The 23,780-nt window shown below is 32.3% G+C and carries 24 protein-coding genes; 19 read left to right on the forward strand and 5 right to left on the reverse strand.

Annotated features, from left to right (window positions below):
• Nucleotides 1-416: 416 nt before the first annotated feature.
• Nucleotides 417-1,250 carry an IS982 family transposase gene (locus CLU82_RS01645; protein WP_198520255.1) on the reverse strand — a complete coding sequence of 278 codons (834 nt, stop codon included), beginning with the start codon at nt 1,248-1,250 and terminating at the stop codon, nt 417-419.
• Between the two features lie 1,248 nt (nt 1,251-2,498).
• On the opposite strand from CLU82_RS01645, the gene CLU82_RS01655 reads away from it, so the two are divergent.
• The 4 genes from CLU82_RS01655 (at nt 2,499) to CLU82_RS20820 (ending at nt 4,161) form a co-directional block, all read left to right on the forward strand.
• Complete coding sequence (locus tag CLU82_RS01655; RefSeq protein WP_100841445.1) at nt 2,499-2,831, forward strand: type II toxin-antitoxin system RelE/ParE family toxin; 333 nt, start codon at nt 2,499-2,501, stop codon at nt 2,829-2,831.
• A 1-nt stretch (nt 2,832) separates the two neighbouring features.
• Nucleotides 2,833-3,132, forward strand: a complete 300-nt coding sequence (locus CLU82_RS01660; RefSeq protein WP_100841446.1) for a helix-turn-helix domain-containing protein — start codon at nt 2,833-2,835, stop codon at nt 3,130-3,132.
• Nucleotides 3,133-3,467: 335 nt separating this feature from the next.
• Nucleotides 3,468-3,995, forward strand: coding sequence for a hypothetical protein (locus CLU82_RS01665; RefSeq protein WP_100841447.1), 528 nt, complete (start codon nt 3,468-3,470; stop codon nt 3,993-3,995).
• Nucleotides 3,996-3,999: 4 nt separating this feature from the next.
• Nucleotides 4,000-4,161, forward strand: a complete 162-nt coding sequence (locus CLU82_RS20820; RefSeq protein WP_198520176.1) for a hypothetical protein — start codon at nt 4,000-4,002, stop codon at nt 4,159-4,161.
• 276 nt (nt 4,162-4,437) lie between these two features.
• Here the strand turns inward: CLU82_RS20820 and CLU82_RS01670 are convergent, their stop codons facing one another.
• Nucleotides 4,438-5,976: an IS1182 family transposase gene (locus tag CLU82_RS01670; RefSeq protein ID WP_232735189.1), complete on the reverse strand. Its 1,539-nt coding sequence runs from the start codon at nt 5,974-5,976 to the stop codon at nt 4,438-4,440.
• 299 nt (nt 5,977-6,275) lie between these two features.
• Between CLU82_RS01670 and CLU82_RS01675 the strand changes: the two genes are divergently transcribed.
• From CLU82_RS01675 to CLU82_RS01685, 3 genes are all read left to right on the forward strand, one after another.
• Entirely contained in the window at nt 6,276-7,016 is a 741-nt protein-coding gene (locus CLU82_RS01675) for a LytTR family DNA-binding domain-containing protein (protein WP_100841448.1), read from the forward strand.
• 106 nt (nt 7,017-7,122) lie between these two features.
• The gene (locus CLU82_RS01680) at nt 7,123-8,640 is read left to right on the forward strand and encodes an amidohydrolase family protein (protein WP_100841449.1); all 1,518 of its coding nucleotides are present in this window, start codon (nt 7,123-7,125) and stop codon (nt 8,638-8,640) included.
• 104 nt (nt 8,641-8,744) lie between these two features.
• Nucleotides 8,745-9,416 (forward strand): class I SAM-dependent methyltransferase, encoded by a 672-nt coding sequence (locus CLU82_RS01685; RefSeq protein WP_100841450.1) that lies wholly within the window; start codon nt 8,745-8,747, stop codon nt 9,414-9,416.
• Between the two features lie 66 nt (nt 9,417-9,482).
• Here CLU82_RS01685 and CLU82_RS01690 read toward each other — a convergent pair whose 3' ends face one another.
• Nucleotides 9,483-10,358, reverse strand: coding sequence for a pirin family protein (locus CLU82_RS01690; protein WP_100841451.1), 876 nt, complete (start codon nt 10,356-10,358; stop codon nt 9,483-9,485).
• 326 nt (nt 10,359-10,684) lie between these two features.
• On the opposite strand from CLU82_RS01690, the gene CLU82_RS01695 reads away from it, so the two are divergent.
• From CLU82_RS01695 to CLU82_RS01720, 6 genes are all read left to right on the forward strand, one after another.
• The gene (locus tag CLU82_RS01695) at nt 10,685-13,357 is read left to right on the forward strand and encodes a heavy metal translocating P-type ATPase (protein WP_100841452.1); all 2,673 of its coding nucleotides are present in this window, start codon (nt 10,685-10,687) and stop codon (nt 13,355-13,357) included.
• Between the two features lie 60 nt (nt 13,358-13,417).
• The gene (locus tag CLU82_RS01700) at nt 13,418-13,849 is read left to right on the forward strand and encodes a hypothetical protein (RefSeq protein ID WP_100841453.1); all 432 of its coding nucleotides are present in this window, start codon (nt 13,418-13,420) and stop codon (nt 13,847-13,849) included.
• Nucleotides 13,850-14,517: 668 nt separating this feature from the next.
• Nucleotides 14,518-14,853 carry a hypothetical protein gene (locus CLU82_RS01705; RefSeq protein ID WP_100841454.1) on the forward strand — a complete coding sequence of 112 codons (336 nt, stop codon included), beginning with the start codon at nt 14,518-14,520 and terminating at the stop codon, nt 14,851-14,853.
• Nucleotides 14,854-15,047: 194 nt separating this feature from the next.
• Nucleotides 15,048-15,317: a hypothetical protein gene (locus CLU82_RS01710; RefSeq protein WP_100841455.1), complete on the forward strand. Its 270-nt coding sequence runs from the start codon at nt 15,048-15,050 to the stop codon at nt 15,315-15,317.
• 304 nt (nt 15,318-15,621) lie between these two features.
• Complete coding sequence (locus CLU82_RS01715) at nt 15,622-16,059, forward strand: MarR family winged helix-turn-helix transcriptional regulator (protein ID WP_100841456.1); 438 nt, start codon at nt 15,622-15,624, stop codon at nt 16,057-16,059.
• 21 nt (nt 16,060-16,080) lie between these two features.
• The gene (locus CLU82_RS01720; RefSeq protein ID WP_100841457.1) at nt 16,081-17,406 is read left to right on the forward strand and encodes a S41 family peptidase; all 1,326 of its coding nucleotides are present in this window, start codon (nt 16,081-16,083) and stop codon (nt 17,404-17,406) included.
• Nucleotides 17,407-17,534: 128 nt separating this feature from the next.
• Here the strand turns inward: CLU82_RS01720 and CLU82_RS01725 are convergent, their stop codons facing one another.
• Entirely contained in the window at nt 17,535-18,515 is a 981-nt protein-coding gene (locus CLU82_RS01725; protein ID WP_100841458.1) for a GlxA family transcriptional regulator, read from the reverse strand.
• Nucleotides 18,516-18,779: 264 nt separating this feature from the next.
• On the opposite strand from CLU82_RS01725, the gene CLU82_RS01730 reads away from it, so the two are divergent.
• The 4 genes from CLU82_RS01730 (at nt 18,780) to CLU82_RS01745 (ending at nt 20,676) form a co-directional block, all read left to right on the forward strand.
• Nucleotides 18,780-19,214 (forward strand): SRPBCC domain-containing protein, encoded by a 435-nt coding sequence (locus CLU82_RS01730; protein ID WP_100841459.1) that lies wholly within the window; start codon nt 18,780-18,782, stop codon nt 19,212-19,214.
• Between the two features lie 25 nt (nt 19,215-19,239).
• A complete protein-coding gene (locus CLU82_RS01735; RefSeq protein WP_100841460.1) occupies nt 19,240-19,737 on the forward strand; it encodes an ATPase in 498 nt (165 codons plus the stop codon).
• A 182-nt stretch (nt 19,738-19,919) separates the two neighbouring features.
• Nucleotides 19,920-20,285, forward strand: a complete 366-nt coding sequence (locus CLU82_RS01740; protein ID WP_100841461.1) for a nuclear transport factor 2 family protein — start codon at nt 19,920-19,922, stop codon at nt 20,283-20,285.
• Nucleotides 20,286-20,316: 31 nt separating this feature from the next.
• Nucleotides 20,317-20,676 (forward strand): nuclear transport factor 2 family protein, encoded by a 360-nt coding sequence (locus CLU82_RS01745; RefSeq protein WP_100841462.1) that lies wholly within the window; start codon nt 20,317-20,319, stop codon nt 20,674-20,676.
• Nucleotides 20,677-20,695: 19 nt separating this feature from the next.
• Here the strand turns inward: CLU82_RS01745 and CLU82_RS01750 are convergent, their stop codons facing one another.
• Complete coding sequence (locus tag CLU82_RS01750; RefSeq protein WP_100841463.1) at nt 20,696-21,664, reverse strand: AraC family transcriptional regulator; 969 nt, start codon at nt 21,662-21,664, stop codon at nt 20,696-20,698.
• A 93-nt stretch (nt 21,665-21,757) separates the two neighbouring features.
• Here CLU82_RS01750 and CLU82_RS01755 point away from each other — a divergent pair, with 93 nt between their 5' ends.
• Together CLU82_RS01755 and CLU82_RS01760 are read left to right on the forward strand one after the other, a co-directional pair.
• The gene (locus CLU82_RS01755; protein WP_100841464.1) at nt 21,758-22,933 is read left to right on the forward strand and encodes an NAD(P)/FAD-dependent oxidoreductase; all 1,176 of its coding nucleotides are present in this window, start codon (nt 21,758-21,760) and stop codon (nt 22,931-22,933) included.
• Nucleotides 22,934-22,992: 59 nt separating this feature from the next.
• Complete coding sequence (locus CLU82_RS01760; protein WP_100841465.1) at nt 22,993-23,751, forward strand: AraC family transcriptional regulator; 759 nt, start codon at nt 22,993-22,995, stop codon at nt 23,749-23,751.
• Nucleotides 23,752-23,780: the final 29 nt, after the last annotated feature.

A 23,780-nucleotide genomic window follows, 5' to 3' on the forward strand; every position in this document is an offset into this window, starting at 1 on the left:
ATTTTTCCATTAAACACAAATTTTACAAGTACAAAACCATTTTTAAATTCAGGCAAATACCCAAATCTCTTGTAACGGCTTAGCTGTGGTTTATTATTTTACGTTTTTTTTAATATTTCTTTAATTTTCAATTTTCCACTTTCACTTATTCCACCGAACTTCATATTTGGCGAAAAATTTTTAGAAAATGTCATTCCACAATCTTTCAAGCAAATCCATATTTTATTTATTTCATTTCCGTTTTTGTCGAAAAATCTCAATATATATTCAGCCTCATTTAGTTCCCAAGTAGTTTCTCCGTAATCAAAATTATCAGGATTGTTAAAAAAAGCGATTATTTCATTCTTTTTGGTTTCATTTACTTTTATTGAATTTAATCGACTAATTAAAATATAATTTTTACCCGTTGGGTGTAATTAAATTATTTGATTTTTAATATTATTTATAGGTCTATCAAAGATGAATTTATTGATATATTGAACCAAAGTTAGAGCTGTTATTTTCGCTAAAATTCTTGTTTTAAAACCTTCAAAAGTTTTGGCATAATTTCTTCGAATTAAAAATTGGTCACATAATTGCGAGAACAATGTCTCTATTCTTTTTCTTGATTTTCTAAAAATATAAGATTGTGGCTTATAGTTTTTTTGATTACTTCTTTTTGGAGTTTCTAATTTGACATTTACGGTTTGGAATAAATCCAATTGGATTGTTTCAGATAGATATCCTCTATCACCAAGAACCACACAATCAGACATTTGTTGTTTTATGTTTTTTAAAAAATGAACATCATGGACTTCTGCCTTTGTAATATCTAAAGAATGAAAAATTCCAGCGATTGAGCAAACACCATGAAGTTTATATCCATAAAACCAATTGTTTTGAGAGGCGCAAAATCCTTTTGAAGGAGCCGTTTCAAATTCATCTTTACAGATTTTAACCCTATTGTGTCGAGAAAATTTACATATCTCTAACGGCATACTATCTACAATATAATAGTTCTCAAATTCAAGAAAAAAAGAAGCTAATTTAGTTCTAACTTCTTCTAAAAATAAAAACAACTTTCTTCGCCTTTTATTAAACTGACTTCTATCGATAAGATTTAAAATATCATTAGAATTTATCTGTTTGAAAAGAGCATTTTCACTGTCAATAGACATAAATTCAGCAGTTAAACTCAGTGCAACAATCTCTAAATCAGTCATTTTTTGTTTTCTCCCAACATCAGATTTGAACTCTAATTCACAATTCAAAGAACTTATAACTTCTAAAACTCTTAGATAATTTTTTACTATATTTGACATAGATATTGTTTTGTTTGGCGACATCAAGATACTGAATTTCAGTATCTTGAACAATATCTAATGTCTCTTTTTTATTTCAAATAATTACACCCAACGGGTTAATTTTTATAAATCCTTATTGAATTAATTTCGGTTTTTGAAAAGTTATATTTTGGATTTCTGAAGTTTTTTTCAAAAGTTTTTTCAACTTCTTCTGTAGTTTTATAATTCAAGAATTCTGATTGAAATTTTTTATTCAATGATCTTTCAGCAAAATTTTCTCGATCAAAATAGTCAATTACAATTAGTGTTAATACTAATGTAGTTACAAATATAAAGATTAGTATTTTTTTGTTAATTTTCAATTTTCGTCGTTTTCGGTTTTAAATCACAGCTAACGTCTTGGCGCTTGTCGTGGTTGGGGATTTCGGAGCCGAGTATTTTCGGCTGAACGAATATATGAATAAAAACGGTAATTCCACTAAAACCCCAATCACGACAAACGGCTGTTAGTAGCCGGTTATTTTTGTCGAAAATGCGAATTTAACCCAAACTTTTTACGTTTCTATTTTTAGATTCCAACTTTCAAAGTTCAGCTTTTTAGCTCGTAATTTTCAACGTATAATTGTTTAAATTTCTTTTTTCTGTTTATAATTTCTGCTTTCAACTTTTCAACTTTCAATTAGCGATTCCGACTTTCACGCTTCTGCTTTTCACATTCCAATTTTCAAGTTTTCAATATTAAACATCAACTTTAAAAACCGCAATTTTTGGCGCTTGATTTTCAATTCTTTGCGTAACACAATACGTGAATTTCTTATGTTTTCCGTCTGCGTATTTTCGACCGTAACTGGCTACTAACGTTCTGGCGCTACAAGAGGTTTGGGATTAAAGATGCGAGATTTTTCCATTATGCACAAATTTTCCAAGTACAAAACCAACTTTAAATTCAGCCAAATGCCCAAATCTCTTGTAACGGCTCCTATGCACGAATAGTTGCGTAAGGAATGTTGGTAACTTTTTTAAAACCCGTAGGGATTTTTTTAAAAAAAAGTTATCAATGTTCCGATTACATTTAAGTAAATTTGATCAAATTAATAACCTAAAAATGGTCAACGTATTTTAGGACAAGACCTTACGAAAATTCCAAAACAGAAATAATTGAAAAAAAACTTTCTAAAATTTGCAAATAGTTATCTTTTAGGATAACTTTGTAAAATGAATAGAGAGCTAATTTTTTACGAAAATCATTTCATAGATTTTTACCAAGTTCAAGATGAAAAGGTTAAAGGTAAAATTCAATATGTATTTGAACTTATAAAACAAGTTGAGAAAGTTCCTGAAAAATTCCTCAAACACTTAACTGGAACCGACGGTTTATATGAAATCAGAATAGAATATCAATCAAATATTTATCGAATATTTTGCTGTTTTGATGAAGGGAAATTAGTTGTATTGTTTAATGGATTTCAAAAGAAAACACAGAAAACACCTTCAAATGAAATTGAAAAAGCAAAAAAATTAAAGGACGAATATTTTAAACAAAAGTAAAATGAAAAATTATAACAACATAAAAACATTTGATCAACTTATTGAAGTTGAACACGGAAAAATTGGAACTGAAAGTAGAAATACTTATGAAAAAAATTCTCAAATGTTTATAATAAGTGAGATGCTTAAAGATGCCCGAAAAGAAGCCAAAATAACCCAAGAGCAATTAGCAGAAAAAACAGGAACTAAAAAAAGTTATATTTCGAGAATTGAAAATGGAAGAGGAAATATACAACTCTCTACTTTAATAAGAATCTTTGAAATTGGGCTTAATAAAAGAATTGGGTTAACATTTTTGTAAATATATTACATCGCACAGCCGTTACAAGAGATTTGGGCATTTGGCTGAATTTAAAGATGGTTTTGTACTTGGAAAATTTGTGCATAATGGAAAAATTACGCTTCTTTAATCCCAAACCTCTTGTATCGCCAGAACGTCAGGCTGTGAAAAAACTAAGTCAAAAAGAGAAACTATTCGGATACCTGTCAGAGAAAAATTTCATACAGACGATTCTCAGAGGCTTAATTTGAGTTTATTCACAGACTGACGTTGTGCGACGGCTTGCTCGCGAGCAGGAGAAATTTACAGCTAAAATTGTATTTCTTATACATCAAAATATTTCGTATTTTTGAAGTATGAGTAATAAAATTCAAATAGAGCAAGATTTCATAATTGATAAGTTAACTGATTCAATTTTAAATACTATTTCGGGAGACAGTTTTCAAACTGAAGTTAGCAGAATGACTACTGTAGACTTGAAAAATGTAACTAAAAAGAATGGATGGAATTTTGATTGGAAATCAGAGTTTAAAGATTTACAAAAAGAAGTTTATAAACTAACAATTGTAAATAACTCATCAATTTTACAAGGTCTTTTAAGTATAACAATTGAACAAGACCACATTTATATGAATTTGCTTGAAAGTTCTCCATTCAATATTGGAAAATACAAACTTTACGAAGGTGTTGCGGGGAATTTAGTTGCTTATGCTTGTAAAGTTTCTTTCCAAAAAGGTTTTGATGGTTTTATTGCATTTACTGCAAAAACAAACTTGATAAAACATTACGAAGAAAATTTAGGAGCTTATCATTTTAAAAATCAAAGAATGATTATTGAAACTGAATCAGCAAAAAAATTAGTTAAAAAATATTTTAAATCTTAAAGATATGAGCTTAATAAAAGAACCTAAAGGTGTAGATTTTATTATTCAAAGTCCTCCTTTAACAGAACAAGAAAGAAAAGAAATTAGTGATTTTATCGCAAGTAGAAAAACTAAAAAAATTGTTGCGAAAAGAACGCCTAAAGAAAAAGTAACGGTTAAAAAATAAAGCTGATCTCACAACATAGGAGCCGTTACAAGAGATTTGGGCATTTGGCTGAATTTAAAGATGGTTTATATTCAAAAAAATAGTGTAGTTTTATTCTCGAATTTTGGAACCAAATCATTCAAAATTTGGTGCAAAAATGCGGGAAATAAAACGGCAAATTTAAAAACCAAAAAATTGCGCTAGAAACTTGAAACCGCCAAACCTCGTTTTTCACTTTATTTATTACAAAAAGGCATTACTATACTTCTATAAATTCATTATAAAGCAAGCTTTTTTTTAAGAAGCAATTGACAACTGATTTTCAAAACGACTTATAAAAAGCTTAAAATAGGTTGTTTTAAAATCAAAACAACCTTTTATCTTGTAAGGTGAGTTCCATTTCTTGAGTTTGGCAATTAATTCTGGTACTCCCAAAATATTTATACTGCGTTTGATGTTGTACACCAGCATTATTAAACTGTGTTCACCATTTACTTTTTCGAGTCCCATTAAATTAGTATGATTATAACCCCATTGCCGTTTGATTGTCCCAAAGATATGCTCATTTATTTCTTGGCGTTTGCGGTACAATTGCTGGTTTTCTTGATATCGTTTATTGTTTTCTTCAACAGCATCGGCATACTGGCTTCTGTCAATTTCTCGTCCGTCTTTTCGGTTAGTACAAAGTGATTTTACAAGACATTCTTTGCAAGCTGAAGTGCGGTATTTTTTAAATTGATAACTATCTTTTTCATTACTTTTCTTATGCCAGCTTCCTGTAGTTTTTAAGCTTACGCCTTGAGGACAAGTATAGCTGTCGTCATCTTTATTGTATTTAAATTTTGATACCAAATAATCAGGCAGGGTGCCGTTTTCATTACTTCTCCCTTGTTCAGGATGCGCCACAATAGTGTTGATCTTTTCATTTTTACATTGGGTGATTTCCCGACCATTATGATAGCCTTTGTCTACCAAAACTGTAAAGGTTTCTACCGATAAGTTTTCTTTTGCTTCGAGTACAATAGCAGTCAAAGCATTGCGATCATTGCGATTAATAGTATGTGTAGCAACCACCAAATTATGCTTGGCATCAACCGCAGCTTGAATATTATAACTTACTTCCACGACTTGTCCTTGAACCAAAAGTGCTCGTGAGTCTTCATCAGTAGTGCTAATTTGTGGTTCTCCACTACTTTGAAGCTTTTTTTCTAGGAGTTCGTAGCGGATTTTATTCTTTTTTAATCGTTCTATCTTTTCTTGAATTTTGGTAATGCCACTATTGTTTTCCTGTTGGTCATTTTTATCTAATTCATCTAAATATTGTTGTACTTTTTCTTCAATATAAGCCAAGTGTTTATCTATCTTCTTTTGATTGAAATTAGCCTTTTTACTGTTGTGAGCTCTGCTTTTAGTACCATCAATAGCAATGGTTTCTCCTGCAATCAAGTCAGCATCTTTTAAAAATGAAACAAAGAGTTTAAACAACTTTTTAAGTCCTATTGAATTCTGTTTTCTAAAATTGGAAATACTGTGATAATTAGGAACTATTCCACATAAAAGCCATTGTAATTCTATATTACGAACGCATTCCTTTTCTAGCTTTCTAGAACTTCTAAGTCCATTTAAATAACCGTATAAATAGATTTTAAGAAACACTGTGGTGTCAAAGCTCGGACGACCTTCACTTTTAATAGTTTGGACAGAAAACCCTAAAGAATTCAACTCTAGAATTTCTACAAAAAAATCTATAAAACGAATAGGATTATCTAAAGAAATAGTGTCTTCTAAACTCGAAAAACACATTTGATTACGTGGAATTCCTGTGACATGTTGCATACTTAAAAATACAACTTTTCTTATCGTGATACAATTCTTTTGTTATATTTGAAGAATAACAAACGGAGGGTTTTTCACAGACTGACGTTAGTGGTCATGCTAAATTGGTATCACAGCTTAAAATAAACTTTTTTCCCCAGAAAAATTCTAAGGTAAAAGCGTAAAAATTAGAAATTAGCTATTGAAAGTTGGGATTTAACAACAGAAACTTGAAAAATGCAATCTAAAATAGAAGCATAAAAAGTTTTAAACTCTATATCCAATTGCAATGAAATATATAATTGTCATTTTTTAGCATAATGAAGAAATTAAACCCTTCGATTAAGCATCATTTACTGATAGGAATCTCCATTAGTATCTGGCTTTTCATTTTCGCATTTTTTATAAGGCCATTTGATGATGGGACTATAAATTCTAAAATGTGGCTTTTTATAAGTGTTGGATTTAGTATGATTGCTTTTCTATGTTACGGAATACTTACTATAATTCAAAAAAGTGTGTATCAAAAAGTGTCCAAATGGAATTTGGGTTTTGAAATAGCTAGTCTTCTATTTTTTCACTTACTTTTTTTAATAAGTACCTATATTTTTTATAAATCTCCCATACTAAATGGAGGATATATATTTTTTCAATTTTTAAGAATAATAATTCTTAAATCAGCTTTGATTTCAACTCCTATAATACTATTAGCCAGAGCTTATTCAATTAAACTGATTCCTGCAACACAAAATCATATAGCGATTCGAGGTGAAAATAAATTAGATATTTTACAAATAAGAAAAGCTGACTTGGTGTGTGTCTCAAATTCGCAAAATTATGTCGAGATATTCTATATGGAACAGAGCCGACTAAAAACAAAATTAATTCGGAGTACGCTTAAAAAAGTGCAACATGATTTTGACTTTTTAATTCAAATTCATCGGTCACATTTAATAAATCCATCCCATTTTAAGGCTTGGAAAAATCAAGACACCATTTTTCTTACTCAAATGGAACTACCAGTTTCTAAAAATTATAAAGAGCAATTATTGGCTTTGTAATTTTTCGTCCCTAAAACGCCCTGTTTCATACCTAATCTCTCTTTACAAGCTGAATCAAAGTGTGTTTGAGTTTATTTTTGTTTCATCAATTCAAAATAAATACTTTATGAAAAAACGATGGGGTAAGAGATTTCTATATACGATTATGATAATTATAGTCGTTTTTATTGGCGTTTTCATGTGGGCAGATCATGAATTATATAAAGTCTTGGGTAGCTCAACTAAGACTATAAATATTGCCTCTATTGTTAAACAATCCAAAACAATTCAAATAAAAAATACTAATGTTCTTTCAGAAGATTGCAACCATTTTATAAAAAATCAAGATGTAATTATTAAAGATGGTATAATCATTACAATAGGCAAAAATCAACTACTGGATAGTTCATCTGCTATTATTGATGGCACAAAAAAATATTTAATCCCAGGTCTTATAGATTCTCACGTTCATGTAAAAGAAAGTGAGAATGATTTATTTTTATATTTAGTCAATGGTGTTACCTCCATTAGAGAAATGGCTGGAAGGCCTGTTGCTTTAGTATGGAGGAAATCAATCCAAAAAAATGGCATAGGTCCAAGAATGTTTATTGCTTCTCCACCAATATTTAGTGAGAGTGGATTAATGGGCTATTATTATAGTTGGACTAGGCAATCGATCAATTATTCTAATAAAAATGATGCAAAAAAAGCAATTCAGAAAATAAAAGAACAAGGCTATGATGCTATTAAAATGTACGGCTTTGTAAATCCAGAGATATTTAAAACAACCGTAGAGATTGCTAAAAGTTATAATCTTCCTGTTATTGGTCATATCCCATTAGTAAATTTGGAAACTTTTTATCAATCTGGTCAAATCGAGGTTGCTCATGTTGAAGAAATAATCGTAAAAACAATTGATGATTTTGGAGAATCAATAGCTCAAAACCCAGAAGAATATCTCAAATATTTAAAAGCTCGTTCTGGGCAGATTGCAAAAAAACTAAAAGAGAATAACATTAGTGTTACCTCCACTGTTTGGTTGTGTGAAAGTTTTTTGAACCAACGCTTTAATTTAAAGTCTAAACTAAAAGAAATAGAATTAAAATATGCTAATCCAAAAATTATTGAAGGAACGCCATTATACAAATTAGGTTGGTTACCAGGCACCAATGGATATGAATATGATGGCAAAAATGAACCTAATGCCATGAAATTATCAATGACTTTTTGGAAAACATATGTACAAACTATTCATATCATGACAAAAGCATTGGTTGATAATAAAGTTACCATTATGGCTGGAACGGATGCCAATGTAGCTACAGTTGTTCCAGGGTTTTCTCTACATAATGAATTAGAGTCTTTATCTAAATCTGGAATGACAAACTCACAAGCACTGTACTCGGCAACAGTTGCACCAAGTAATTGGATGAAAAGCAATACTGGAAAAATAAAAAAAGGATATAATTCCGATTTAATACTACTTACAAGAAATCCATTAGAAAACATTAAAAATACAAAGACTATCGAATATGTGTTTTTTGGCAAATATATGATCGATAAAAAACAAATCATGACCATTTTGAAAGCCATAGAAGATGCAAATAATAAAAATAGAAGCATACAAATTGATCAATACTTATGAATTACATACTGTATCTGAAAAGTAAAATAGCAAATGAACTTTTTAAAACAAACAATTTAATGATGCGCTTCTTATATTTGTGTAGCTAATTCAAAATTATAAAAGTGGCTGATAATAACCCTAATGTTGTTGGAAAAGGATTTGATCGTATTACAGTTGTATATGATGCTGTTGTATGTATTTCGTCATTCAATAGGATCAATAAAAGCCAGCTGGCATTTCTATCACATCTCTCTACCCAAAAAATGGGTTTAATATTAGGTGGTGGTACGGGGTATTTTTTACAGAAAGTATTGGATAAAAATGAACAGATTCATATAACATATGTAGATGCTTCGGCAAAGATGATTGAGTATGCCCGAAAGCGTATCAAAAAGAACAGACCAAATGCTTTACACCGAGTAACGTTTATTTGTTCTGGTGTTGAAGATCTTGAGTGGCAAAATTACGACCTTATTGTCTGCAATTATATTTTAGATTTGTTTGATAACGCGTATGTACAAGTACTGGCTGAAAAGTTCAAAAAACATCTAACTACAAAAGGATTATTATATGTAACTGACTTTCATATTGCAGAAACAAATGGCTTTATGAAATGGGGTACACAAACAGGCTTAAAAGTCTTATATACACTTTTCAGGTGGACCACTCAACTGCAAACAAAACAACTTCCTGAGACAGAAAGACTTTTGAAAGAACAAAGATTCGTTATTACACAATCAGAATATTTTTTGAATGGAATATTAGCTTGCCACTTATACAAAAGGACTGATTAGAGAATAAGTATTTTTTTAATGAAGTTGAATTCCTTGTTCTCCCACTCTATCTTTAATTATCTTTAATTATCTTGAATTAGGTAAAGGTACATACTCGGTTTCATTAGGAACTTTAGGAAACTTTTGATCAATCCAGTCTTGCTTTGCTTTTTCAATTATTGCTTTGTCCGAATGCACAAAATTCCAATAAATAAAATGTTCTTCGGGAAAGGCTTGTCCTCCAAAAATATAAATGGTACTGTTCTCACTCATTTCAAACTGACAAAGACTGCTTTCTTTGGCAACCAAGATTTGTTTTGAAGTATAGGTATTTCCATCATTTTTGATTTCGCCTTCTAGTATATACAAAGCGCTTTCCCCAAAAAGATCTTTGCCTATATTGAGTGTCGCTGGGATTGTACTTTTAATTTCTATCAAGTACAAAGGACTATAAACTGGCACAGGTGACTTTTTTCCAAAAGCCTCGCCAGCAATAAGCTTTATACTAACATTATCTTGTTCCCATTTTGGAATATCTTTAGCTTCAATATGTACAAACGAGGGTTCAATATTTTCCTTTTCTTTTGGTAATGCAACCCAAATTTGTAAACCATGAAGACTTTTATCCGTCGTTCTTAAATACTCTGGTGTTCGCTCCGAATGTACTACTCCACTGCCTGCTGTCATCCAATTAACCGCGCCTGGTGTAATTTCCATTTCGGTCCCCACGCTGTCACGATGCATTATGGCTCCCTCAAACAAATACGTAAGTGTTGAAAGTCCAATGTGTGGATGCGGAGGCACATCCAAATTTTGGTAATCTTTAAGTTTTGCTGGCCCCATGTGATCCAAAAACACAAAAGGTCCTACCGCGCGTTTTTCACGAAAAGGTAACAATCTACCCACAAGAAAATTTCCAATATCGGCAGCTCGTTCTTCTATGATTAATCCAATGTTTGACATGTTTATAAAGTTTACATTATTGATGTTTAAAATACTATCTCACTACTTTCCAGAAAGAATAATCTAAATTAATTAAAAAAATGATAATTAAGGATTAATTGATCTATTCTAGTTAAGTTTCTTAATCGCCGTAAAGTTGCATGAGGGATCGAAACGGCATCCTTTTATTTTCCTTCTTTAGGAAAATAAAAGATATAGTGAAGAGCCCGACCCTTGCGGTCATGCCCTAATTATAATTCTTCCAAAGTCTTGCAACTCTTTTACAAAAAAGTGTAACATATCTCAATAGTATCGCCTGAACTTTGTAGTATAAAAACACATTCAAAATGACAACTTCAAATACCTATACTTTTTATATTCCGCTGGAAAATGTGGAAAGCGAACATTGTGCTCTAATCGTTGATAATGGAATAAGTAAAGTAAAAAACATTACCTCTCATACAGTTGAACTCAACAATAATAGAGCGGTAATTACCGCTACCAATCCCGAAGCCTTACCCCAAGCAATACATACTATTCGAGATTTGGGTTATGGAGTAACAACGATAAAAAAAACCTTTCCAGTTCTTGGAATGACTTGTGCTTCCTGTGCGATTGGGGTAGAAACAGCTATTCAAATACAAGCTGGGATTGTTACATCATCGGTTAATTTTGCCACAGCAACTGTGTTGGTAGAATATTTACCGAACATGATTTCTATACCCGAAATAAAGAATATAGTACAACAAGCGGGTTATGATTTATTTATTGATGATGATGAAAAACAAACCGAAACACTAGAAGAAATTCATCAAAAAATGTTTAGTCAATTGAAACTAAAAACCCTTTGGGCGGGATTACTCACAACACCAGTAGTTATCATCGGAATGTTCTTTATGAATATCCCCTACGCTAACTACATCATGTGGATTTTATCGACTCCAGTGGTGGTTTGGTTGGGGCAGAATTTCTATATTAATGCATGGAAACAAGCCAAACACCGTTCTGCCAATATGGATACATTGGTTGCTTTGGGTACAGGAGTAGCATATATTTTTAGTGTGTTTAATACAGTATTCCCTCATTTTTGGCATGACAGAGGCTTACATGCTCATGTCTATTTTGAAGCCGCAGCAGTAATTATCACTTTTATCTTGCTGGGAAAATTATTAGAAGAAAAAGCCAAAGGCAGTACCTCATCGGCTATCAAAAAACTAATGGGATTACAACCCAAAACAGTAACAATTATCAATGATAAAAACCAACAGATCGCAATACCTATTGATCAGGTACGACATGGAGATAGTATCGTTGTAAAGCCTGGAGAGCAAATTGCAGTTGATGGTGTTGTGACCAAAGGAAATTCCTATGTCAATGAAAGCATGCTGAGTGGCGAACCCATTTCACTCTTGAAAAAAGAAAATGATAAAGTCTATGCCGGAACCATCAACCAAAAAGGAAGCTTTGTATTCCGTGCCGAAAAAGTAGGCTCCGAAACCATGCTTGCCAATATCATCAAGATGGTTCAGGAAGCACAAGGCAGTAAAGCACCCGTTCAAAAACTGGTTGATAAAATTGCAGGAATCTTTGTCCCTATTGTAATCATAATTGCCCTTATCGCTTTTGCATCATGGTTTATATTAGGAGGTGAAAATGGGTTTTCGCAAGGGCTAATAGCGTTGGCAACGGTATTAATTATTGCCTGTCCTTGTGCTTTAGGTCTTGCAACTCCAACCGCAATTATGGTAGGAATTGGCAAAGGAGCCGAAAACGGAATATTAATTAAAGATGCTATTAGTCTGGAATTGGCTCAAAAAATAAATGCAATTGTTCTGGACAAAACGGGTACCATTACCGAAGGCAAACCGGTTGTAACCGATTCATATTGGAATGATGAAACCCCTTTTCTTAAACAAATCTTAACCAGTATCGAACAACAATCCGAACACCCTTTGGCGGAAGCCGTAATCAATCATTTTGAAGCTATAACTGGAATTCCTTTGGATCATTTCGAGAGTATAACTGGCAAAGGTGTTACAGCATCTGTAGAGGGAAAAAACTATTGGGTAGGAAACAAAAAACTAATATTAGAAAAAAACATTGCACTTTCTGAGACGCTTCTTGAAAAAAGTAATCAATGGAGTGCCGAGTCAAAAACGGTTATCTATTTTTCAGATGAAAGTCATGCAATAGCCGCAATAGCCATCGAAGATAAAATTAAAGAAACATCAATCGGTGCCATCAAACAATTGCAGGAAGCCAATATAGCCGTCTATATGCTTACCGGCGATAACGAAGCAACAGCAGCTTCAATCTGCAAAAAAACAGGTATTACCAATTATAAATCCGAAGTGCTGCCCGAACAAAAAGCCGCCTTTGTAAAACAATTACAATCCGAAGGTAAAATTGTAGCGATGGTTGGCGACGGAATAAATGATAGTACCGCGCTGGCTCAAGCCGATGTTAGCATTGCCATGGGAAAAGGAAGTGACATTGCAATGGATGTCGCCAAAATGACCATCATTTCGTCCGATCTTAGTAAAATTCCCGAAGCCATCAAACTCTCCCAACTCACCGTAGCAACCATCAAACAAAACCTGTTTTGGGCATTGTTTTATAACGTAATTGGTATCCCAATAGCAGCCGGAATTTTGTATCCCATCAATGGATTTCTTTTAAACCCAATGCTTGCCGGTGCAGCCATGGCGCTTAGTAGCGTATGCGTGGTAAGTAATAGCCTTAGACTAAAACTAAAAAATATAAACCTTAAAAAACACCTTATGGAAACCAATTCAATAAAAGAAAATGAAATACTTTATACCTTCAAAACCAATATCAACTGTAGCGGATGCATCGCCAAAGTCTCCCCTACACTAGACACTGCAAAGGGAATTCAAACCTGGAATGTCGATACGACCAATACTAACAAAGTCCTTTCGGTGGTGTCCAAAGGCATTTCAAAAGCAGAAATCATAGCCTCAGTTCAAAAAGCGGGATTCGAAATCGAAACTTTAGAATAAAGTACATTATTTTTTTATACCTTTAGTTTACAGTAAATTGTAAACCAAAATTTAACAAATATGAAAAAGAAACTTATTATCACAGCACTACTCTTTGGCACATTCACATTTGCAAATGCACAAAGCATGGGAGACATTACAAAAGCGACCAGCTCTGCAACCAAAACAGCCACAGCAGCTACAGCAAGTACATTTGATGTTACCAGTATAGCCAATCAGGTTATGGGTGTTTTATCTCCCAAATTAAAATTGACCGATGCCCAAAAACCGGCTGTCAATTCATTAGTAAATGAAATACTAAAGAAAAAGAAAAGCGTTTTGCCTACCAAAAAAACAGATCCTGCTGGTTATGCTTCAAAAATGACTGCCACAAGAGAATCATTTACGACCAAAATAAAAAAATTAATAACTCCAGCACAATTTACAGCCCTTACCCCTTTATTACCAAAATCGGCTCAGTCCCTTACACCACTAGCACAAATGTTGTTTTAATAGCGATACTTATTAATAATACGAAAACCGATTAAAGCAATTTAATCGGTTTTTTGCTATCTATTCATTACATCAGTAAGATAAAGATCAGGAGCTATTTCCTGCTATTCGTTTCAATCTTGTGGGCTGAACCCCAGCCCACAAGGATTTCCACTACTATCAGGGCTAGGGCATCAGGTTTCATAAAAACTTTTTTAAGAATAAGACACAGAGGCAAACTATACAAATCGAATAGTACACTATACAATTTGTATAGTTCACATATCTATTTAGTAGCTACAACTATAATTTTAGTATAGTATAACATTCAAAATTTAATGGCACATGTATACAAATAATACGGCATAGCCATTCATTTACTATAGCATAGCCATACAAATAATATAGTACAGCCTATCATTTAGCATAGCACAACCTTACATTTTACATAGATAGCCAATAAATTAGTATGCAACCACCTTCATTTTGGTATAGTACTACCTTACATTTTGTATAGACAACCTATAAATTAGTATAGTACAACCATACATTTAGCATAGACCCCTTCCTATTTATTATGCTCCTCCCTATTAAACAGATAACATGACCTTACATTTAATAAAGCCTCAGTAAGTATTTTTAATAAATAAATTCGTATTTTTATAATAACATCTAACTTTTACTAAATTATGATTACAATAAAAACAGGCGAAATACTCACAGCATACTGCAACCGCAAAGGAGTTCTTAAAAGCAGACTATCACAAAAAACTGGCATCGAATATCAATCACTTTTAAAACACCTTAGATCAAATACATTGAGAGTAGATCTCTTGCTGAAAATTTCGGAAGGTTTGGAACATAACTTTTTCATGGACATAGCTGCTCAACTCCCAAAAAGCTATTCTAGTGATATCTCCCTAAATGAATCACTTATTAATGAAAACGAAACTTTGAAAGAAAAAATAAAACTCTTAGAAACCGAAAAAAACATTTTATTGCAGGTAACTGGAGTCAAAGGGTAATTCGAGATATTATAAAGCATCAAAAAACAATAAAACTTTTATTTATTTGTGATGATGCTCCTTTTCAGATATTTAAGTCTAGAATTGCTAATTATAATTGGATTCCTTTTCTTTGCTTATCGAACATATTATTATATTCAAAAAAACAACAGAAAACACATAACGATAATAAAATCAAATAAATAAAACTAATTATGGAAATATTAAAAAAATCATCAGGTTATATTTTAATACTAATTGCTATACTACTATCAATTGCAGTAATAGCAACTTTTCCAAATAATATTGAACAATGCATTACAAAATTTAAAGAATCAGGAACTATAGGCATAGCCTATCTTTTTGGATCCTTAATTGGAGATGTAATATTTATTTTTATAATACTATTTATGATAAAAAGTGGCTTAAAACTAATTAAAAAAGACAGGAAAAGTAATAATTCAATTAAACAAATTGAATTGTAAAAGACTACTGGCCCGATTGCCCATATTTACAACCAAGAAAAGGAAACATATAACGAAACTCTTGCTTATCAAAAATGGACCACTACAATAAAGCCATTACATATACATTCACAAAGTACAGTTTCGGCTGTACTTTTTTATTGGGTAGAATCATAAAAAGTCACTTTTTTGTGCGTTTGTACACCAGTAAGTAACAGGTAATTCTTTCAAAATATTACATTAGAAATAAATATTTTGAAAAAAAAAGTGGCAACCTATTTTTTCTCATTGATATATCAACTACATTTGCGCCAAATAAATATATATGGTGCTAAAAAATCCTACAAAGACTGTTCTATATACGATTGAAAAAACAATAAAAGAATATAGAAAAATTGCACAGAGAAACATAGGAAAAGTTGTCAATGATATAACAGTTGATCAAGGATTAATATTAATAATACTGGATCAGAATTCTAATTACTCTCAAAAAGAAATAGCAGAATTAATTTTTAAGGATAATGCTTCAATCACCAGAATAATTGAACTAATGGTGAAGAAAGATTATCTGACAAGAAAAATAAACGAATTAGACAGAAGAAAATTCAACCTTGAAGTAACAGAAAAAGGAAAAAAAACAATTGAATTATTAACACCAGTTATACAAACCAACAGAAAAAAAGCTCTTGAAGGATTATCCCAAGATGAAATTGAATCTCTTGATAAAATCCTAAATAAAATAATCACAAACTGTGCAAATTAAAACGAATCAAATCATACAATTATGAAAAACAAAAACACACTGTTTTGTTTGCTTTTTTTGTTTATTTCTATTCTTACTTCGGTTGCTCAATCCAACCAACCGACTGTTACAGCTATGGAACAACAAGTTGTTATTGATTCGATCAATCACCTATTGAATAAAAATTATGTTTTCCCGGAAACAGCAAGCACAATGGCAAACCTACTGTCTGCTAATCTTAAAAAAGGAGATTATACAACTACTACCGATGCTGTTTTGTTTTCGGAACGACTTACCTCAGACTTACAATCGATCAGCAAGGACAGACATATTCGAGTAAGACTTAATCCCGAATACATTAAAGAAGTAAACGAAAGTAAATCACAAAACCCCAATAATAATCAAATTCCTCCTGCTATGCTCGAAGAATTGAAGATGAAAAACTATGGTTTTAAAGAAGTTAAAATTTTAGATGGAAATATTGGCTATCTAGATCTTCGTAACTTTGAAGATCCACAGTTTGCTGGTGAAACAGCGGTAAGTGCGATGAACTTTCTCGCCAATTCCAATGCCTTAATTATAGACTTACGTAAAAACGGTGGCGGAAGTCCAGCAATGATTCAGCTTATCAGCAGTTATTTATTTACTGCAGAACCTGTGCATCTAAATAACTTCTATTTTCGCCCTTCCAATGAAAATACTCAAACATGGACATTGCCCTACGTTACAGGCAAGCGACGCCCAGATATAGATGTCTATGTATTGACAAGTAAAGGCACTTTTTCTGCAGCAGAAGAGTTTACCTATAATTTAAAAAACTTAAAACGGGCTACCATAATTGGAGAAACCACTGGTGGAGGTGCCAATCCAGGTGATGAACTAATTATCAACGATCGCTTTACTATCTTCGTTCCTTTTGGAAGAGCAATTAATCCAATTACAAATACCAATTGGGAAGGCACAGGGGTAAAACCAGATATTGAAGTACCTGCATCCGATGCGCTTTTCATTGCTCAACAAAAAGCATTAGAAAAATTAGCAAAAAAAGAAACTAGTAATCCGCAAAGTATTTATCCTTGGTTATTGACATCTCTAAAAGTGAAACAGAATCCTGTAAAACTTGACGAAAAACAACTAAAGGAATTTGTCGGTAGTTATGGTTCAAAAACGGTAACCCTACAAGGGGATAAACTTATCTTTTCTTTATCAAGCTATCGCCAAGCAGTCCTTATACCTATGGGAGGCGATCTATTTGATGTTGAAGAAAAGTTAATACATGTTCAGTTTATCCGAGAGGGAAAGAAAATTACAGGAATACGTATCGAAAACGTTAATGGCAATACAGAAAGTTACAAGAAACTGAAGTAACTATAAATATCTCGGCTGTACAACTCAAGAGAATTTAGATAATACCACAACAAATAATGCCACTAAATAACCTTGCTTTAAGTAATTAGAGCAAGGTTTATTTTTCCCATAAAACAACAAGTATTCTATCAAAGCATAACTTCTTTATTATATTTACTTCGGTAATCAATTGGTGACATACCTGTTATTCTTTTAAATACTTCCCGAAACGCTTTTACATCCGAATATCCTACTTCATACATTACTTCATTAATGGTTTTTCGACTGCTTTCAAAAGCTTTTTTTGCCGATTCTACTTTTACCCTTTGCATATATTCTACAGGAGTATTACCAGTAGCTTTAATAAAACGTCTATCAAAGTTTCTTCGGCTCACCGAAAACGTAGAGGACAAATGTTCTACAGAAATTTTTTCATGTAGTTTACTCTCAATATAGGATTGTGCTTTTTTTACAGTATCATCTTCATGTAATTTCTGCCCAGTAAAGATGGCAAATTCAGACTGGCTATTTCTATCCATTTCAATCTGAAAAACCTTGGAACAATAAATAGCGGTTTGTCTATCGAAATATTTCTCTATCAGATAAATAATTAAATTTAGAAAAGAATACGCACCCCCATTGGTATAAATTCCATTCTCATCTGTAATCAATCTATCGGTTTGTAAATTGACCTTGGGAAACATAGTTCTAAAATTTTCGGCAGCTGCCCAATGTGTAGAACAACTTTTACCATCCAATAAACCTGATGAAGCTAGCATAAAAGCTCCCGTGCAAATACTTGCAACCTCTGCCCCATTTTTATATTGCTTCTCAATCCAATTAATTAAAGTTTTGTTTCCTTCCAAAGCTTTTACATAATTGTGATTCAATGATGGAATAATAATCAAATTGGTTTTGGTTATTTCAGCAATATTCACATGAGGTCTTACTGAAAACAGTCCATCATAAAATCCAACCTCTTTAGAAATACCCGCCAACTGAATAGTAAACAATTCGGTATTCTTAGTTTGCTTCCAATAGTCATTGGCTCTTGAAAATATTTTATAAGCACCAACAATACTACTTAAATTATTTTCACCCTCTGGAACAATTATAGTAAGATGGTTCATAGCATATTATTTTAAGCAAAGATACCATTAAATCGTGTCCAAATCAACCCTCTATAATGTCCATATTACAACCTATAGCGATAACATTTAGACAGTACCTTTACCATAATAATTTTAATTCTTTAGTATAACAACTAAGATCAGAAAAGAAAATCAAGACTTGACATAAATACAAAACACTAAAACAGAATAGTTTAACAAATATAATTAGAATTCAATATCAGTATTATTTGTAAATTAGCTATCCTTTATAATAAAATTAAAATGGAAACAGAAACTAAAAATTATACTTTCAGTATTGAATCGTCCCAAACGCCAGAAAATATTTTTGAAACGCTAATTGATGTTCGAAAATGGTGGATAGGTTTGTTTGGAGAAGATATTCAAGGTAACAGCAATACACTCAACGAAGAGTTTACATTTAATGCTGGAAATGGAGTACATTATACCAAACATCGATTGATTGAATTAGTGCCTAACCAAAAAATCGTCTGGCTGGTAACAGAGAGTAATCTTTCCTTTGCTGAAAAAACAGATGAATGGACCAACACAAAATTTGGTTTTGAAATATCAAAACTAGGAGACAAAAGCAAAGTTACTTTCACTCATCAAGGCTTAGTTCCTAAATTTGAATGCTATGGGAATTGCTCAAGCGCATGGACTCAGTATTTAGAAAACCTTGCTGAGAAACTGAAATAAATACAATAAACAAAAATCAAATCATATGGAAAATCAAGATTTTACATCGACCATTTTGGTTGATAAAACACAAACCGAAGCCTACAATGCAATTCAAAATTTTAAAGCTTGGTGGAGCGAAGATATTGAGGGCGAAACAGATCAACTAGGTGAAACTTTTTTCTATCATTACAAAGACCTTCACCTATGCAAAATAAAACTTATTGAAAAAGTTCAAAACCAGAAGTTAGTCTACCAAGTGCTAGCAAATGAATTTAATTTCATCGAAGATAAAACGGAATGGGTAAATACCAAACTTGTTTTTGATATTTCTATAGAAGGTACTGAAACCAAAGTCGTATTTACACACGAAGGTTTAACACCAACTGATGAATGCTATAATATATGTCATGATGCCTGGACAGGATTTATTCAAAACAGTTTAAAGAACTTAATTAATACAGGCAAAGGACAACCCAATCCAAAAGATGGAACCAACGAAATTAATGCTGAGAACATCAAAAAATGGAATATCACCAATTAAAAAACTAGTTTAATAACTACAAAAGTCAATTAAATAAAACATTTAAAAAGTACAGTTTAGGCTGTACTTTTTTACATTTGTAAAGATCAACAAAATAGAGCGATGGCGAACAGACGAAGTTAATTAACGCTATAATCTTCAACCAAGCTGACATAATCAAACTATTTAAAGTTTAAACTAAAATGAACGACAAGATAAAACAAGCCATTACAGATTTTGTAAAAGGTGGTGATAACAGCGATACAATACTTTTGGAAAAAGTATTACATAAAGACTTTCGTGTAACCAATAATGGTTTTATGGGAACTTCGGGAGTAACAGTAATTGACAAACAAAAATATTTGGCTAACATTCGAGACGGAATTTTTGGTGGACTCCCAAGAATAATGACAATTGAAAATATTGATGTGAACAATACAATTGCTTCAGTTAAACTTCGTTTGGAGAGTTCGGAAAATTATTTTGTTTCCTACAATTCATTGGTTTTGGATACTGATAATGAATGGAGAATAATAAATAATTTAGCCGTTGTTGAAACAAAAAAATAATACTTAATTATAAAAATATAATAGATAAAAAATGACAAAAGAATTTGCAACAGCATTTGCCGAAGAATGGGTAACAGCATGGAACTCTCACGATCTTAATATAATACTATCTCATTATTCTGAAGACTTTTCAATTGAAAGTCCATTAGCTTTAAAACGATTTCCTGAAACGAAAGGAACTGTAGTTGGAAAAGATAATGTTAGAAACTATTGGACTTGGGGATTAGAAAATAATCCAACCTTAAAATTTGAACTTTTAGACTTATTAATTGGAGTGAATAGTCTGACCATTTATTATATCAACACTGCAACAAGTAGAAAAGCCGTAGAAGTGATGAGTTTCAATAGTGATATGAAAGTAGATAAAGCCATTGTAAATTATTCGGAATAAAAATTATGTACATTCTTGCCTAACTCTCCATACTCCAACGCTTTGGTTTCACACCAATATGCGCTTCAAAAAGTCTGGTGAAATGACTCAGATTACTGAAACCTAAGCGGAAACCTACTTCCGATACTGAAAGTTTATGCTCCCGAAGTAAATTGGCAGCTTCCTGCATTCGGAAGGATTGATAATAATTAAAAAGACTAGTGCCAAAAATTTGCTTGAAAAGACGTTTGAGCTTCGATTTACTAAAATTAGCAATGGTTGCCAATTCGTCAAGATTAGGTGCAATTTCCAATTGTTTGAGCATTGTGTCTCGTATTTTATAAATTGTCTGTACATCGTCAATATTCAATGCTGACATGGCTGCATTTTCTCTTTTTAACAGTTCGGCAATCAATAGACATATCAATTCTTCCGCTTTTACCTTGTGATAAAAATTATTTAAATTGCTTGGAATAGGATTTACCAACATTTCATGAACCACTTTTTGTATGCTTGCTGGCATCAGTTCTTCAAACAAAAATGACTTGTCTTTACCTGTAATAGTGTTTAGAATAGTGTTTTCATAATCTCCCTTTAGCAATTCTTTGAGATATGCTATTTCAATGCCTATTATAATTGATTTAAACAAAGTCTTGCTTGAAAAAAACTTTTCTGTTTCTAACTTCCCTGAAAAAACCTGAATCGACTGCAGCTTTTTTGTATTAATAGTCGAATCATAATTTTCAGCATTTGATAAAAAGAAATTGTGAAACGTGATAATAACTTTTTCAGTATCATTTTGCGCAAAAGTTCTTTTTACCATCAAATCTTCTTTTAGCTCAAAATTCTGAATCATCATCCTAAGGTTTTTGTTAAAAATAAAACCTTGCAAGTACCCATTACCAAATTGCTCTGGAATAATGACTTTGCCACTACTATCAATAGTCGTATTAAGCTTATCTGCAAAGCTACTTAATAAATTAACTCCAGCATTCAATACTATCTCCATAAATGAGCTTTTAAGACTAAATTATAGTCAAATGTAACTATTTTAGTTTATAATATCCATGTAGTTTTGCATCATACAAAATATCAATACATAATGAATCTACTAAAAGACAAAACTCTAGCCATCATAGGTGGTGGTCCAAGCGGACTAACATTGGCAAGACTTTTACAACTCAAAGGAGCAAATGTAAAAGTATATGAAAGAGATTTTAATAAAAACGCAAGAGTACAAGGCACTATCCTTGACTTACATTTTGAGTCGGGTTTAAAAGCAATTGAATCAGCAGGTTTGACGAATACCTTCAAAGACAACTACAGTCCTGGTGCCGACAGAGCCAGAGTTGTTGATGAAAATGCAACCCTCTATTATGATAAACTTAATCAAGAGTCGACTGGTGATTTTGGCGATGAATGGTTCCGTCCCGAAATTGAAAGATTCGCATTGAGAAAAATTCTATTAGATTCCCTTCAGCCCGACACAGTCGTTTGGGACAGCCATATTGTTTCGCTTGAAAACAATACCAATGCTTGGAAAATATTTTTTGAAAATGGCAGTACTGCTACAGCCGATATAATTATTGGAGCAGATGGTGCAAATTCCAAAATCCGTCCATTCGTTACACCAATTAAGCCTTTTTATTCGGGCGTTACTTTTTTACAGTGTGATGTTTATAGCAGTGAAAAAAAGAAAATTCATGACCTTTTGAAAGATGGAAAAATCATGGGCTATGGTGATTCTAGAATGTTAACTATTGTTACCAAAAATGATGGTCATTTGCTTTTTGGTGCCAGTTGGAAAGAAGACATCAATTGGAGCAAGGATAGAGGAATTGACTTTAAAGATAACAAACAAGTTTTGGAATGGTTTAAAAAAGAGTACTCCAATTGGGATCCTATTTGGCACGAATTGTTTGAATGCGAAAAATACGAATTCAAGCCCAGACCATTGTACTGTATGCCATTAGATCAATATTGGGAAGCGCAATCTAATATAACATTGCTTGGAGATGCTGCACACCTAATGCCTCCTTTTGCAGGCGAAGGTGTAAATATGGCGATGCTTGATGCCTTAGAATTAAGCGAAAATTTAACCAACGGAGAATTTACTTCTTTAAAATCGGCAATAGCGAATTACGAAAAACAGATGTTTGCAAGATTTGCCGAAATTGGAAAAATCACAATGAATAACACCGAATGGATGCACTCGCCTGATGGACTAAAAAAAATACTACTATTAATCCAATCTAAAACTAAAAATACTACTGCATAAAATAACAAGTTTTGTGTAAACGCCATAATAGTACTAAATTTGAGACTATACAAAAGCCAATGAATACCGAACTAGAATTAAGAACTGCTCTACCCGACCCCACGCTTTCTGAGTTTGTAGGTAGCTTTTGGATGCTTGTTAATAATTCTGATAAAGACAGGGAACTGGCTGTTTTGCCCGATGGAAGAGTTGATGTACTTTTTTCTTATTCTAGCAAAGAGCCGTTCGATGCCATGCTTATGGATTTGGACAGACATTCTTCGCAAACCATATTTGCATCCACAGCCACCATTTTTGCGGTTAGCTTCAAATTACTTGCTGTCGAATATATTCTGGAAACTTCTATTGCCGACCAAAAAAATCATCCATTGGTACTGCCCGATAACTTTTGGGATATCGGCATTGATGATCTAAATGACTTTGACCGTTTTATAAAGAAGATTTCAGAAAAAATCCACCAAATTCTCAAAGAAAAAAAAATAGACGATAAAAAGCGTAAATTATTTGAACACATTTATGCTTCAGATGGTTCATTGACCGTAAAAGAATTAGCTGATAAATCATTTTGGTCAAGCCGACAAATCAATCGCTACTTTAATCAATATATTGGAATCTCCTTAAAAGAATATTGCAACATTCTGCGATTCAAAGCATCCTGGCCACAAATCAAAGAGGGCAAATTTTTCCCTGAACAAAATTTTACAGACCAAGCTCATTTCATTAAAACTGTCAAAAAACATTCGGGATTGACCCCAAAAGGATTGAATAAAAATGAGAATGACCGATTTATACAATTTTTAGACTTACCCAAAAAGTAATTTTGCTCTGTAATTATAAAACACTGTAA

Source organism: Flavobacterium sp. 5, from assembly GCF_002813295.1.
Classification (GTDB): domain Bacteria; phylum Bacteroidota; class Bacteroidia; order Flavobacteriales; family Flavobacteriaceae; genus Flavobacterium.